This is a genomic window from Acinetobacter sp. YH12126, assembly GCF_013418745.1.
In the GTDB taxonomy this organism is placed as follows: domain Bacteria; phylum Pseudomonadota; class Gammaproteobacteria; order Pseudomonadales; family Moraxellaceae; genus Acinetobacter; species Acinetobacter amyesii.
This window is the reverse complement of the sequence record NZ_VPBM01000031.1, coordinates 1-15,024: the sequence shown is the minus strand read 5'-3', so window position 1 is coordinate 15,024 and position 15,024 is coordinate 1. Positions and strand designations below refer to the sequence as shown.

General features: G+C 36.6%; 13 protein-coding genes and 1 pseudogene. 6 read left to right on the top strand and 8 right to left on the bottom strand.

Features of this window, described 5'->3' with window-relative positions; all coding sequences use genetic code 11:
* Positions 1-386 precede the first annotated feature (386 nt).
* Both FTU62_RS16550 and FTU62_RS16545 read left to right on the top strand, forming a co-directional pair.
* Positions 387-497 (top strand): annotated as a pseudogene (locus FTU62_RS16550) (IS5/IS1182 family transposase); the annotation flags it as partial.
* Between the two features lie 163 nt (positions 498-660).
* Positions 661-2,259, top strand: coding sequence for an alkaline phosphatase (locus FTU62_RS16545; protein ID WP_180036111.1), 1,599 nt, complete (start codon positions 661-663; stop codon positions 2,257-2,259).
* 606 nt (positions 2,260-2,865) lie between these two features.
* Here the strand turns inward: FTU62_RS16545 and FTU62_RS16540 are convergent.
* The 5 genes from FTU62_RS16540 to FTU62_RS16520 form a co-directional block, all read right to left on the bottom strand.
* Complete coding sequence (locus FTU62_RS16540; protein ID WP_000934716.1) at positions 2,866-4,131, bottom strand: type II toxin-antitoxin system HipA family toxin; 1,266 nt, start codon at positions 4,129-4,131, stop codon at positions 2,866-2,868.
* Positions 4,131-4,436 carry a helix-turn-helix domain-containing protein gene (locus tag FTU62_RS16535; RefSeq protein ID WP_000366814.1) on the bottom strand — a complete coding sequence of 102 codons (306 nt, stop codon included), beginning with the start codon at positions 4,434-4,436 and terminating at the stop codon, positions 4,131-4,133. The genes FTU62_RS16540 and FTU62_RS16535 overlap by 1 nt, the downstream gene beginning before the upstream one ends.
* 920 nt (positions 4,437-5,356) lie before the next feature.
* Entirely contained in the window at positions 5,357-5,614 is a 258-nt protein-coding gene (locus tag FTU62_RS16530) for a hypothetical protein (RefSeq protein ID WP_004726728.1), read from the bottom strand.
* A 349-nt stretch (positions 5,615-5,963) separates the two neighbouring features.
* Positions 5,964-6,560, bottom strand: a complete 597-nt coding sequence (locus FTU62_RS16525) for a putative adenosine monophosphate-protein transferase Fic (RefSeq protein WP_179990952.1) — start codon at positions 6,558-6,560, stop codon at positions 5,964-5,966.
* A gap of 12 nt (positions 6,561-6,572) precedes the next feature.
* Complete coding sequence (locus FTU62_RS16520; RefSeq protein ID WP_000946583.1) at positions 6,573-6,740, bottom strand: YhfG family protein; 168 nt, start codon at positions 6,738-6,740, stop codon at positions 6,573-6,575.
* 317 nt (positions 6,741-7,057) lie between these two features.
* Here FTU62_RS16520 and FTU62_RS16515 point away from each other — a divergent pair, with 317 nt between their 5' ends.
* Genes FTU62_RS16515 through FTU62_RS17665 form a run of 4 tightly spaced genes read left to right on the top strand, consistent with a single transcriptional unit; the run spans position 7,058 to position 13,206 of the window.
* Positions 7,058-7,507, top strand: a complete 450-nt coding sequence (locus FTU62_RS16515; protein ID WP_127800793.1) for a hypothetical protein — start codon at positions 7,058-7,060, stop codon at positions 7,505-7,507.
* Positions 7,494-9,833 carry a hypothetical protein gene (locus FTU62_RS16510; protein WP_180079277.1) on the top strand — a complete coding sequence of 780 codons (2,340 nt, stop codon included), beginning with the start codon at positions 7,494-7,496 and terminating at the stop codon, positions 9,831-9,833. Before FTU62_RS16515 ends, FTU62_RS16510 begins: the two co-directional genes overlap by 14 nt.
* A gap of 4 nt (positions 9,834-9,837) precedes the next feature.
* Positions 9,838-13,038: a site-specific integrase gene (locus FTU62_RS16505; protein ID WP_127800785.1), complete on the top strand. Its 3,201-nt coding sequence runs from the start codon at positions 9,838-9,840 to the stop codon at positions 13,036-13,038.
* A 60-nt stretch (positions 13,039-13,098) separates the two neighbouring features.
* Complete coding sequence (locus FTU62_RS17665; RefSeq protein WP_372551473.1) at positions 13,099-13,206, top strand: hypothetical protein; 108 nt, start codon at positions 13,099-13,101, stop codon at positions 13,204-13,206.
* A 144-nt stretch (positions 13,207-13,350) separates the two neighbouring features.
* Here the strand turns inward: FTU62_RS17665 and FTU62_RS16500 are convergent, their stop codons facing one another.
* The 3 genes from FTU62_RS16500 to FTU62_RS16490 all read right to left on the bottom strand — a co-directional run.
* Positions 13,351-13,569, bottom strand: a complete 219-nt coding sequence (locus tag FTU62_RS16500; protein WP_000550047.1) for a hypothetical protein — start codon at positions 13,567-13,569, stop codon at positions 13,351-13,353.
* 30 nt (positions 13,570-13,599) lie between these two features.
* On the bottom strand, positions 13,600-14,652 hold the full coding sequence (locus FTU62_RS16495; RefSeq protein ID WP_257223252.1) for an RNA-guided endonuclease TnpB family protein: 1,053 nt from the start codon (positions 14,650-14,652) through the stop codon (positions 13,600-13,602).
* 223 nt (positions 14,653-14,875) lie between these two features.
* Positions 14,876-15,024, bottom strand: a 149-nt coding sequence (locus FTU62_RS16490) for an integrase core domain-containing protein (RefSeq protein WP_079745370.1), incomplete at its 5' end; no start/stop codon positions are given.

Genomic DNA, 15,024 nt, shown 5'->3' with positions numbered 1-15,024 from the left:
ACGCCACTTAAATAAGTTAAGGCGCTAAAGCGATAAAAGCTACATGATGGCCAGTACTGAGCACTGGCGATCTAAGTCAATGCTGCAGTTCTCATCATCATTGGAATAAGTGGACAAATTCCTGACACGGAATACTATAACTGAGGTCACTTAAATGGGATGCATAAGTTATGTAAGTTACGCCACTTAAATAAGTTGAGGTGCTAAAGCGATAAAAGTGGCACTGTTGGAAATATAGATTTAAGTCGATGATTTTTCCTTTAAAAAAAGTACTTAAAGACGGCTTTGTTGCACAAAGCTGTTTGTAAGGTCTGATTCAGCAATATAATTTCCGAATGAAGAAGCCAGCAACTAAAATCTACCGTACAACGAATTGGTCCGCATATAAACTCAGTGCGAGAAACTTTCAGAGCCAAGTGAATGAGATTCATGCTCGTGTGACAGTATTAAATAAATTTACGGATTTAGGCAGACCTCACACCCAAGTTGTCACTTAAGTTTGAGAAGCTTAGGGGAGTTCTACTTTTAAAATCTTTGTGCAACAAAGCCACAGTAAATGTCAACAGACCCTAATTAGTCATAATAATATTTTCATAAATTTGTCATGTAAATTGAATATTTAAAGCGTATTTTTCGACCATCCTAAGATGAGGCGATGCAATGCTTTGGCATAAGAAAAAATTTAATAAAAAATCAATAAGTTTGGCATGCTGTAGTTTGGGCACAGTTATTTTGACGGGCTGCCAAAGTCCTGCTTTAGTTCAATCATCTTCTGCTTCAGTACAACCACTAAAACAGCCCCACCGTGTGGTTTTTTTCTTGGGAGATGGAATGGGTATCACGACACTGACAGCTGCACGAATTTATGCTGTTGGTGAAGATGGCCAACTGCCGATAGATCAACTGCCAGAGTCAGCATTTGTTCGTACTTTCTCAGAAGATGCACAGGTTACAGATAGCGCACCATCGATGGGTGCCTATATGACAGGTGTAAAAATGAAAAATGAAGTGATATCCATGCAGACTGGAACAATTGCAGTAGAACCAAATCAGGCCGGAAATCATCAATGTGGAACCAATCCTCAGAACCAGAATAAGCAAGACACTCAAACTTTACTTGAATTGGCCAAAGCACGAGGTTGGGGTACAGGGGTAGTCACAACAACTCGCATTACGCATGCTACACCAGCATCGACTTATGCCCATATTTGTCATCGTGATGCTGAAAATGACATAGCATCCCAATTAGTACCAAGTTCGCAAGGTGATACCTATCAGCGTTATAACGTCAAATTAAAAGATGGGGTTGATGTGATTCTAGGCGGGGGTAAGCGTCAATTTCTGCCGAAAGATCAAGGGGGAGAACGGATAGACCAACGGAATTTGATCGCAGAAATGCAACAAGCAGGCTATCGAGTGGTCTATGATCAACCTCAACTCTCCCAGATGAAGTTAGGAAAGAATGAAAAATTATTGGGTTTGTTTAATACTAGCCATTTAAATTATGACTTAGATCGAACCAAAAAAAACTTGCCTGAACCTAGCTTAAAGCAAATGACGTTGGCCGCTTTGGACATTCTAACCCAAAATAAAAATGGTTTTTTCCTGATGGTTGAAGGGGGACGTATAGACCATGCTTTACATGACACCAATGCTAAGCGTGCATTACAGGATACAATTGCCCTAAACGAGGCTTTGGATGCAACCATTAAAAAACTTCGACAAAGTGACCCTGAATTAAAAAATACCTTGATTGTGATAACGGCAGATCATGATCACACTCTAATTTTAAATGGCTATGCCAAGCGTACTGGAAAATATGTACAAGGTCAGGAAACCAGTGTACTAGGTTTGGTTAAAAACTATGATCGTGCGGGTTTTGCCAAAGATATTCATGGACAACCTTATCCGATTATTGGTTTTGGTACGGGCAAAAAGCGTCCGACACAAAATCGGATGGATGACCTAGTAATCAATTTGAAAGACAGTGATATCTGTCATCCAGTACAGGGTCCACAACCTAAACAAGGTGAGAAATATAGTTTTACTTATCCTTTGAGTGAAACTGGTTGGTGTACGGGAGCTGCTGCGGATGATTTCCAGCAAGAAGCCGTGATTCAGACAGGTTTTAAAGATAAAGAAACACATGGCGGGGCTGATGTTTTCTTGGAAGCCATAGGGCAGGGAGCAGAGCAATTCTCGGGCAGCTTAGAGAATGTTAAAGTGAACCATCTGATTCGCAAGATCACAGGCTTATAAGTAGAGGGATATCCAATGAATAGTACATTAAAATAACACTAAATATAAAAAAAATGAAAGAATAATTTACTAAGTTATTGTTTTTAAGTTGATCCTTGTTTTATATGGGGGTGATAATAACTTCTGATTACTAGTTTTTACCTTAAATATACCGATTGAAAGATTCATTTAAAGGCTATAAATACATGAGTTTTACAGTTTGGCTAGGTCAGCATGAGTACTTTTCACAAGATTTAAGATCGACCATGAACGTGATTAAGTTATAGGGGATTGATGAAATAGTTTTTATGAATTTCTGGCTTTCTGGGCTGATTTTATCAAATTCATGTCTATGCAAAATTGCGACATATTTCTCGTGCTGGTAGTTATCCAGAGTTTGGTCTGCATCTATCCATAGTGCAGACCTTTTTTTGGTGACAGTTTTTTCTTAGTGATTTTCGATCTGGATGTAGTGATTTCACGTTTGCAGAATATATCTTGGCGGTGATCCATCTAATATTCGTGATTATAAAGAGAGCTAATTCACAGGTTCTACAGATTATGTAGCGACTAACTATATCAAAGTCTATTTGCAGTTGATGGTTGGCGCTTAGTTTATATTTACGCTTAGGTTTCAGTTAAAAAATCAATATTCTGTTGAATCCGTGATTGAATCATCTGTAGGGTAGATTCTCGAATTTGATGGGGATACAGGCGCTGCGCAATTTGACTAAATTGAAGTGCAATTTCACGCATGGTCAAGATGATCTCATCGACTTCTAGAGTAGTCAGATTAGCTTCTGAAGTACCGAGTTTATGTATGTCACTTCGGGAAATATTGAGCGCTTCTCCCATAATGTCCATTTGATGATAACCACCTGGACCCTCGCAGAAGGTCACATCATAGGCTGGAGCCAATTTCCATTGACCATTTTTCTCCATGAGAAATGAAAAGTTCTTAGTATGGTCATCCCGATTATTGAAAAGCACATTAAACACAGCACGTTTAAAAGCATGCAATCTTTCTCGTACATCTTGCGTACACATCAAGGTTGCCCGGAGAAAATTGCGATAGTCTAGGCTACCTGGAACTTTATAGTCTGCTCCTGTATATGCAGCCAAACTCTGCATTGGAATCCGCATACCATTTTGACGATCGAATCGTTTAGAAGCAAAAGCCGTTAAACCATTGGGCAAATTAAAGAAATGGGTATCTGGAGTCTCAATTGCACAAAGTCGCAAACATTCTGCATAGACGGCTTCAATGGCGCAGACTTCAGGATGCTCTTGCTGAGCAGGAAACTTAATCAGCCAGGCTTCATGTTGATCAGAATCTTGAGTCGAAAACTCTAAATTGACAGGATCTCGGTAAACCAACGCTTTTGGTCTGGCACCTTGAGGGGAGCCACCCATGACCAATAAATGCTGTAGAAATTCACCACCTTCACCTTTGAGTACTTCTTGAACTTCCTGGGCCAGTTGTTGTAAAGGGATATTTTCTGAGGTTTGCATGTCAGCAACACAAGGTTCAAAGGAGAGGGCACCCATTGCGTGACTACTAATATAGGTCAGACGCTCCAAAGGTCCAATTCGTGCTGAATTTAAGCCAATTTTTTTGAAATATCGATCCATCAACATCATGCCCCAACCATCTGGTAAAGCGTCATAGACTGGACCTGGGAGTCCCATTTGATGAGTAGGAAAACCTTGTCTGAATGGTAGACCTTTTAAAGGCAGCAAGTAAGAAGAGAGCTCAACACCTTGCTGTATTGCTTCTGGACTATATTCAAAAGCAATGGTGGGTCTACCTGTCGTGGCTGTTGAACTAATCAGCGTTCCCCATAACCATGATTCGTCCCAACCGTTGTAATAAACATTAAGTCTATTGAGCATTATCCCTTCCTCTTAATACGGTGGCGCTTACTTTGACTCTCATAGCGAAGAATGTCATTCACACTGTTAAGCTGAGGTTTAAATAGTTCCTGAAGTTCGTTTAATCGACCCAAGACCATTGCAATACGGACTAAATTTTCAACAGATACATTTCGTCCCGCTTCAAGATTCGAAACTGTATTCACGCCGACACCAGCGCGTGCTGCTACCTCAGCTTGAGACATCTCCAGAAAGAGTCGTTGCTTACGTAAACGCTCACCTAAAAGAGTCACAACTTCTTCTGGTTTAGTGAAATATAAATCCATTAAATTGGGTCTTAAGAATGAATAATTTAATTAAATCACAAAATAATGGAATTAATCTATAGCTATAGTGTGGCTAAGGAGGGCTTTGTTGCACAGCACATCAGAAGGGTAGGTATAGTCCTTGGGTATCGGTTACAGAAAATCATCAGGATGTACTTTGACTGATTGTTGATACGGAGATTTCAGTATTTTCATTTTTCCTAATAGGTCACATTACTTAGAAAGGGTTCTTCGAAAATTAGTTCATACTTTAAAAATCCTATAAATATTGAGGATATTTTCTTAATGCTTTCAATATAGCATGCGGCTATATGTAACTCGAACGGGCTTAATCTGCCTTTCAGTATAAATTTTTTGGGCGTGAGAGGGGAGAGGTGTGAGGGCAAGCAATTTATATCGTGGATACTTCTAAATTACTTATGTAATAGAAGGTGGTAAACATGGATTTAGAGGTAATAACACTAAATATAAAAAAATTGGAAGAATAATTTATTAAATTATTGTTTTTATGTGGTTATTGGTGATGTTATGAATAATAATAACTTTTTTCTTGATGAATTTTACCTAAAAAAATTGATCAGATAATTTTCTTTAAATGTCATGCATACATAAATTTGACAGTTTGAAGGGATCGGTATGTGCATTTTTCACAAGGTTAAAGATCGACCATAAATGTGATAAACGGCAGAGGATCATTGAAAAATGAATGGATTTAAACACTACATGTATGCACGAAAAAAAGTATCGCTGCGGTTCTGCTGACAGGCTGTATTGAGCATTGAATGCAAATGATGTAGTAATTGTCTACAGGCTATAGGACCAGCATGAAGAAGAATGAAATGTAGTTGCCAATTTATAACCTTGGTTGAAAAGCATAGCATTGTTATTCGGAGAAGTGAGGTAAGCCATCCTTCTCTTATTCATTTAAAATGATTCTTACTCAACTGATCTCGACTCATGGGCTGGTTCCAATTAGACGGATAATAACTTCCATCCCCTATCTTTTTCTTACCACATTTCTTGCATTTAATCCCTTCTTTGGAGATTTGATTCAGCATCACTGTTGTCGGTTGAATCAAATCAATGACATAGTTCGTTGGTTCAGGAAAAGCAGAAGAGGCTGCTTTATTGCAAAAGAGAACATTCGGATCAAATGGATTGGATTGCACAAAAGCCATGATACAGCCACAGAGTAATTCACCTGCATGTAATCTGTAACATCCATTCAGGTCATCAGACGAAGATTAATCTGAAATTTAAGCACTAAACACCATAAATCTATGTATGGGCAGACTTTTTTGAGACATATGTTGATAAACATGCGGCAAGTTACATTGCTTAAAAGTCTATCTAAGTTAACGATCTATTCAATTCTGGATAAGTAATCTGAATATTACGATCCTAAATTACCCGAAGAGTATTAAGATTTCTAAGAATCGTGATTGTTGGTTTATTTGGGAAATTAATCAGTGGATTGAAGCAAAGATGATGGCTCATTAAGGATTGTGGGCTTCGACTACTTAAATTTTAGGTATTTTGAATAAAGCATATTTCAAAAATCTTAATTAATGGATTTAAATTACCATAAAAACCTTCAATATTGGCTTGAATCCATTGTTGTTGAGAGTCAATGCGAGACCAATCAATACCATAACCACAATGAGCAATCAGATGCTCAAAGAAAATCCGTTGTGTACGTCCATTACCTTCACGGAATGGGTGTATGACATTAAGCTCACAATACAAGTCGGCAAGTTGAGGAATCAGTTGTTGTGGTGCTAAGCCTTGAAAGTATTTTTTTTCTTGAAGCGGTTTGAGTAGTTTATTGGTTTCAATTTCAATACGGGAAAAATTACAAAAACGGGTGTCACCTTTGGAAATATCGATTTGTCTTAACTTTCCTGCCCAGTCGTATAAGTCGCCAAAGAGCTGCGCATGAATTGATTTTAAGTATTGTAAGTCGTAAGGTGGTTCAGCATATTCAATTAAGTTACTTGCCAATCCAGACAGTTCTAGTTCAGCTTGTTCTAAAATTTGTTCATCACGAATATTGAGTTTGTTCTTTAGGATATTTGTGCCAGGGTAACAATACAGGCTGTCACCCATTTCCCCATATTTATCCATACATGCACCTGACTAAGATTCGGGTTGCGAATACTTCTTATATTTTTGCAAGATTTCAGCTTTACTTTGTTGAGTTGTTTGAGCTGTCGTTGTAATGCCTTCAAGCTTTAGGCTGGCTTGATAGTTTTGCGAACGTGTCGCTTGAATATATTTTCTTTTCTGTTCAGTGGTTCTGAGCATTTCGAAACTCCATTGATGCTACACGTGAAGTAAGTATAGCAGAGAATCTTTTTGATCAATGCTGCATACACAGCATTTCTAAAATGTAATACAACGGTATTGTTTCATGTAATAACAGAAAACTAAAAAAAAGTGGAAGAATTCTTAAAATTTAGACCACCCATGATAAGTAAACCATATGTATTTGTTGATAATTGTAATTTTGAGAAAATTTAGTTGATAAATTAAATGAATTTTAATATACAAAGATATGCTCATTTTTTATATCGATAAAAATGTTAAAATTTGACTATTTAGTAAAAAATATAGAGATATTTATGGGGCAATTTATCATGCCCTTTTGCTTTGAGCGACAAAATGTTCAATTTAAGATAGTAAAAATTAACTCAGAACTACTGAAAATCAAAAAGATTAAACAGAGCCAGAAAGTAGTAGTACAAGCAAAGTTCAAAATAATCTATGTGAAAATTTGGCAAAAAATATTGCTATTAATGCAAACGGAGCCAGGCTTACGTGTGCATTCTAATTATGTTGCAATCTTACAGTTGATACATAATCTTGATGATTTTATCGAAAAATCACAACAACACTTGTGCTTTGAAAGAAAAGCTCAGAAAGAACTGGATGCTAAATTTTTTGCAAGATTTTTTAAGCTAACAAAGAATTCAATAAAGGATCAACTTTTACCAAATCGTTCTGATCACAATGAATTTAAACAATGCAACGTGATAAAAATATTAAGCGAAAATGAATATGCCAAACATTGAAACACAAGAGCAATTCTTAGATTTAGCAGAAAAATATCAACAAGATTATTGTCTATTACGTGATGATATTGTAAATACACAATTTGTCGATCTATCAGATGATTTGTATAAAGATGTCTACGCTCTATACAAATTAGCACAACAAATTTATAGCTATATATCAGGCTCCAGACAGATCGGTAAGTATTCTTTTTTAGCTGCTGTGAGTTTTTTTGCATGTCCAGATTCTAGTAATACACAAGAGCTGTCATCGCAACGTTATTTGATTCTACAAGCGAGTTTTTTAACATATCGGCAGTATCAAGAATTTGCAAAAATTGATAAAGCTGAGAATAAGCAAAAACATGTTTGTGACCTATTACGCTATGTCTCACGATATGTGCTGGATTCTAATCATGCTGAATTATTTCATGAATGTAGTAAGCTGCTAAATTGTTATGTCACGTACGAACGTAATTTGAAAAAAGAGGATCGTAATCAACTTTTTAATATTAAAGATTTCGAACAAGTACAAGTCATAGAGTATTTATCGGCTCTATTAATAATTTTTAAAAGACTAGATGATCGTCGTGTAGTTCATCGTCAGCGTAAGTCAAAAAAAAGCAAAGTTTTGCAATGGCCGACGAAAAATGAACTCAAAAAATTTCGTGAAATTAAAACGGGTAAGCAAGTAGATATTGGACATAACGCAAAGATTAGTATTTATGATGCCGCTCTTCACAAAGATGAAGAGGGTGAAGTTGATCTATTAGATCCTGAAATGGAGTTTTATTCAGAAGATGAAAAGTCTAAAAATTTAAATTATATACTCAGCGATAATGCGACGCATCTAATGCGGCATCGCCAGCGCCGTCATGCTCCTTTTGTTACAAATCCACATTATTTGGCGCCAGATATACTGAAGCAAATTGTTTATGTGTTGAGAACCGAGTTATCCGGGCACTGGAGGGATGCTGCAATCGCTGCAGCATGTTTATTGTCACTTTTGACGGGATTATCACCCGTCGCACTGATGGATTTTAACGAGCTTATTCAAGATGGAATTTTGATCCAGAATGGTTCAAGTAGACGTCGCGAATATTTACTCAAATTAAATCTTAAAATTACAGAGCAGAAGATTAAGAGCTTAAATCATGTGCGGTGGAATGAAGTGATGACACATCAACTACATTTACCTTCTGCTTGGTTTGACTATATAGAACAAGCATCGAATCCACTAATTTCATCAACACACATTAATACGAAACTTAAGAATTGGCTTGATAATCGGTTTGTAGGTTCGATCACTGTAGAAAAACTGCAGGCTCAATTATATTTTCATATATATTATGAAACATATAATGAATATCTTGCTCATGTAATTGCTGGGCGGGATAGTCAGCATCACATGCCTGGTATCTATTATGGCGGGCTACCGAAAACTCAACTCAGTAGCACATATCTAGCCTTTTTAGAAAAAGCACTTACACCACATTCCACACATTTTACTGAAGACACGGCTGAACTAAAAATATTGCAACAACAATTCAAAGTGCAATCTGCATTATCTATAGGAAGGATAGGGAGCCAACTGGCACTTGAATCCAATTTTGTGAAAGAGCAATTCCATATTTTACATAGACATTGTCACGAAAACATCCAAGAAGATAAGCACATTATTAATCAACTTAATGCATATGCGTGTTGGATGTGGCATATCAGTTTGTTGAGTTTGGCAAGTCGGCCTAAAAAAAACCTGTTGGGGAATTTGGATGATTATTGTGTTGAGCTCAAGCTTTTATATGTGAATGATAAAAAAAATAGTAAAGCAAGAAAAGATGGTCGTTTTATCCCTTTATCTGATTTTTTCATAAAAACACTGCAAAATTACACTGCCTTTTTAGAACAAATTATTGAAGCGTACGGTTCATTTTTTAGACAAGTCTTTGCAAAGAAGAAGATAACTGTAAATGATCTTTTTGGTAAGGTCATTTTTAGTAAAGATATCTTGCCGATAACTGTCAAAGAATGGCAGAGCAGGAAAATTAAGTTAATCCCTTTATCGAGAAAATGGGTGAATTCATATATGCAAGGAGTCTTTCCAAAGAATATGTATTCGAATTGGTTACGTCATTTTGACATGAACTTTTTGATGCATGAGCAGCAAGAGGGTAAACCAGCATTAGCTTTTCACTTAATTCAGGCCCTGTATGGTCATGACCAACGTGACCGAGAGGCTTTTCATCCGCATTCTTCACTTATCCCGAATGTCTATGTACAGCAAGCCCGCCAGCAATTGCAAGATAATGTCAAATCTTTATCGATTAAACACTTAGAGCGAAAATAGTTGTATGCAAAAAATCAAAGAACTAATAAAACCACAACTAGATGATCTATTTGTTGATATTCATAAAATGGTGAAAAAGTCGCTAGATAGACAGCCTTCTCCACCTGAAGTATTGACGAAAGAAATGCAGCAAAAACTTGATCAGCAGATCGCTGAAAAATGGCATGACATTAAAGATAGTGTTGATTGTTTGAGTCAAAAGTTGAGCCGAGACGAACAATCAAAACTGATGCAATTTACTGAAGATGAATTTAATAAAAGAAGGAAGCAATTCAACCAGAATGTAGATAAAAAATCATACAGAATTAAGCTAAATCCACATACTAAACGGATCGTACTGCCTAGAAAAATTGAGAGTACAGAGTCACGGTTAGAACAGGGGCATCTACATATCCATGTACTTAAGGAATTAAGGCAGTATTGGCAAGATTCATTTGAATATTGGAATGAACCAAAGTACTTATGGGGAAATTTATGCTTAAGTTTTATATATATTTCAGGCTGTGCAGATGAACAGCATTTGATTGCTATTCAGAAGCAATTGCAGGAGGCCATTGAGCTTGGTACAGATCTGAATTGTTTTCGGTTATACCATTCGGACTACAAAAAAATCACTAATCCATTGTTACTACATTATCGTGTTGAAAACTCTCAATATGGCAACGATGTAGAACAGGGAAAGTTGTACCAATGGAAACATGTTTTTTTTAACCCATATGCGCAGTTCATTTTGCAATATTTAAAAAAGTTGAAAGCTGCTCAGAAAGAATTTTGTCTGCAACATTCAGTTGAAGATTGTATTTTAGAAAGCTTGAGTAAGATAGGCAGGAAAAAAAGTCTTGGGGATCTGCAATATCAAATTAAACGCCGTGGATTTCGTGCATTTAATGATGTGCAAATGGTACTCGAATTTAATCCAAACCTCAGCATAGATATATTTTTGAGTAATGTGCTTCAGCAAGAGATTAATACTGTTGCTTTAAGGCCATCCGAATTTAGATTGCTGTGGAATAATGATTACAATCAAGTCACAGAACCAGATAATCGCCCTATTCATTTTGAACAAGAGCAGTTACTTCCTGAAGTTCCGACTGTTCAAAGCAAATTACAAACGATTCCGTATGAGTTGATGTTGTTTGGTCAAAAGAAACGTAAAGGTCAAAAAGTTGAGCGTTTAGATAAAAAGAGGAATAAAGAAGAACGCACGCTACGTTTTTGGCAAGAAACTAGAAGGGTGTTAGAGGAGAAGATAGTTGATGCTAATACGGAGGAAAAGTCTTTAATTGATGCTCAACTACGCTTAATTCACTGGTTAATGCATTTAAAAAAACGAGGGCTTCAATTATCAACTATTGAAAGCTACTTAGGATCGTTTGGCAAAGAATTTATATTTGAGATTTGGCTCAATAAATTAGATTTAAAGCAACAATCCATAGATGACTATGAGGATTTATATCGGCAGCTATTGAAATACAGCAGTGAACGTGATGAAAAAGCAGTTCAACGAGATTCGGTGAAAGGAAAAACCTCTCGTAAGATGCACCAAAGCGCAGAATACCGTTTTGGTCGCCTAAAAGATTTTCATCAATTCTGTATAGAGAATTATGATGCTCCAGGGGTATTGGTGTTACAGAATTCAAGTTTTAAGCATTTACAAATTTGCAATGCACGGCTAGTGAGTCCTTTGCTATTTGGCAAATTATTGGAAAAACTAGAAAATTTAAGTCAAGAGCCAACGGCATCAGAGTGGGTCGATCATCTGAGTTGTTTAAAGCTGATGTATTTACTAAGTTATAGAACTGGACTTCGATTAAATGAAGTTCGTTGTCTTAAAATACAAGATATTATTTGCCCAGAGCTACTTTATAAAGAAAAAGAAAATACAGTTTTTAATAATATCACGCTTCATATCCAAGACAATTCATATCGCCGTCTGAAAACGCGAAGTGCGAATCGTCAAATACCATTGAAAATTGCATTGTCAGAACATGAGTTTTTAGTAGTACAACGTTACATACAACATCGTTATGAGCAATATTTGGTTAATCAGCAGGATGATCTACTTTTTAGTGTGAATCATCGTGTATTAACTGATCAATGTATCAGCAAAATTACAGTAGATTTGTTTAGTCAAATATTAGGTATGCATCATGGCTTTAGTTTTCATACATTACGCCACAGTGCTGCTAACTATCTAGCAATAACTTTGCTCGGTTCAAAAGAAATGATCAAGACCTACACAGATTGTCCTTGGGTAAAAGCAAAAAAGATGAGGGATTTATTGTTTGGTATGAAAGCACGTGCTCAAGAAGAGATTATTCAACATAAATGGCAGGTGCTCGCCTCTTGGATGGGGCATAGCAGTATTGAGCAAACGGCTTCAAATTACCTTCATGTTTTGGATTTATTAGCAGTCGATCGAATTTATAATTCGCCGTGTATCATTTCAAAAAAAGTATTAGAACAGTGTTTTAGTCCAGTGAAGTCAAGTACAGACTACATAAACCTAAATCGTTATACTCAGCAGCAGAAATGGTTTAATTCTTATCAGCAAACACAGCCAGTTACGATGGCTGGCCGACAAGAAAAGAAGTTTAGTATAGAGAAGAGTACTCTGACACCTTTTCAACGTTTGATAAGTTTTAGAGAAGGTCGATTAAGCGAAGATACCCAAGCTCAAGAATGGATGCAACGATGTCAATGGATGAGCACTAAATGGATGGATCGCCAAAAATTTAATTTAAAAACGAATTATGTTTATAGTAAGAATTTAGAAGAGAGTTGGTTTGATGAACTTTACGAAAAGGCTAAAAAACTGACTCGTCCAGATGAAATAATTCCTCTCCTTGATTTTCATTATAAAGATGATAGGCAGCAAGATGCACTGAAAGAAAAGAACATGGTTAAGGCGCTTAAAATATTATTATTATTTGGAAAACTGCGTAAGAATTTTCTACATTTTCAATGCCGAATGAAAGGTGATGAGCAACAAATTGTTAATTTTATTACTGGTATAGAGCCAATGTTAGGAGATCATCTGTATTTAGAAAAACAAAACTACCCAGTTAATTTGGATGCTCCTGAGCGAACCGTTAAATTTAGTTTTCAAAGAGTTGTCGGCTCTAACAAAAAAAATGTTACTCCGCTGGTTATATTTAATTTAATGTTAAAAATGATGCAAAAAGATGAACTCTGGATCAAATAGCCTAAGCATGTTAAAGGGGAATTGTTTAGAAATTTCCCTGTTTATAAGTAAACTGCCTTTATGAAAAGCACCATGCTGACTTGGATTAATAAGCGGAATGTAGTATCACAGTTTGATCGCTGGATTTACGAAAATGGTGTGAAGATTAGCGGTATGGTAAATCGATGAGCTAAAGTGTTGTAGTCCAAACTCGATCTGACAATTACCCATTTTTTAGTGTGCCCGTCAGGTTAAATTTGAACTGAATTTTTCTCAGCCCAAATTCATTTCCAATCAAGTTATGTTTCAAGTGGCGTGCGAACACTGCACAATTTAATTCACGGTGCCTAAGACAGGTATCAACTTCGGACCAGCCATTCTAGCTTTGCTAATGATTTCCACCAGCTCATCATAAGTCAGTTCAAACTTATCCTCACTATCAAATACATAGACCATATTCTTGCCTTCATGTTCAGGTGGAGTAGGTGGTACAAATCGTTTCGGGATAAGAATTTGTGCGAGTTGTTCGTCAGTTAATTTAAATAAGTGCATGTTTTTATCCTACTGTTCCTTAAAATGTATTCAAACATACTCAAGGACTAATTCGCACTCTGTTAATGTCTTGTTGCCAAGCGTGTAACTAGAGCCTGAGTCGGTCAGTTCCGACTTGTAGCGGTCAGTCCGTTCTTGCAATATACGCTTTACAGTTTTGTAAGGCGTATAACGACTTATCTCATTGTCGTTTAATCTTGCAAGCACGTTTCTCGCAGCATTCCAATCAGCTTGCACAACTTCCCCATTGAAACGGTGAAAACGATCTCCCTTACGTGTACCTATTAAAAGGCCATGCAAGAAAGAATCACTTTGCGAAGTATATGCAGAATTGACTAGATGCACCGTAGAACCTCTACGGTGAGATATAGAAGTTAGGGCATTAGCTAACAAACCTTTAGCCCATGTATTTAAGCGTCTATTGGTGTTTTTGCCATAGTTGCGTTTACTTTGAATTGGGGATGTTAAATCTTCCGCAACAATCACTTTGGCTTTATCAACCAACTTGTGAGTTGCTGTAAATATTAATGTTTTGAGCTTTGCTTTTTGAGTATCTTGTCGCTTATCTAGTTTTTTTCGACCTAGATTATTTAACTCAATTTTCTGTTTCTTGTGCGGTTTGGCTTTAGAAATCGCTCTGAGCTTATTTCTACGTTTGTACTTTTGATTTAGGTAGTCTGATTCACTTGAGATCAATTTACCTAAACCATTGCCATATACTTCACCATCAGAATCCACAAAGGCTTCTGAATAACCTTTATCAACACCTACGGTTTCCTGACCACAATCCTGTGTTTCAACTGCATCATAAGTTGAGTGAACTTCAACATTACCGTTTTTTAGAATGATTCTAAGTGTGCCTTGTGGCGCAAAATCAACAGTGGTGTTTAGTGGAATTTTAATGGTTTGTCGAGGGACTAGACTCGGCACTTTAAGCCAACATTGACCATTTAACTCAAAAGTTTTACACATATCCGCACGAACAATAATTTGATTATGTGTGTGATTAACACCATGCTTAAAGTGATTACGCATTTGACGATGGAGGAAATTATCAGTCATCCATTCATCTTTTTTAAGCAAGGTGTATAGTCTTTTTTGTTCATTATTACAGGAGGTGCGTTTTCGGATCGCCTGCTTTACTTTGTCTTTTGATGCTTCTCGATAGGCTTTAATATCACCTATGCAATCACGTAGCGTTTCTTTCCACGCATTTGCAGAAACACCAAAGTCACGACTTTCTTTAGAGGTGGTTCCACTTGTTTGAACAACTAAAAGCGTATTTATAAGTGATATTCCGCTCTAGTTAAGCCACCTTGTTTTGTTGGGGTAGCTGATCATAGTAAAACTCATTTGGTGTCATTTTGTCTAGACTCGAATGAGGTCGTTTCAGATTATAAAACTCAAAATATGCACTCAATTGCTTTTTCGCATCTGTGACACTGCTATAAGCTT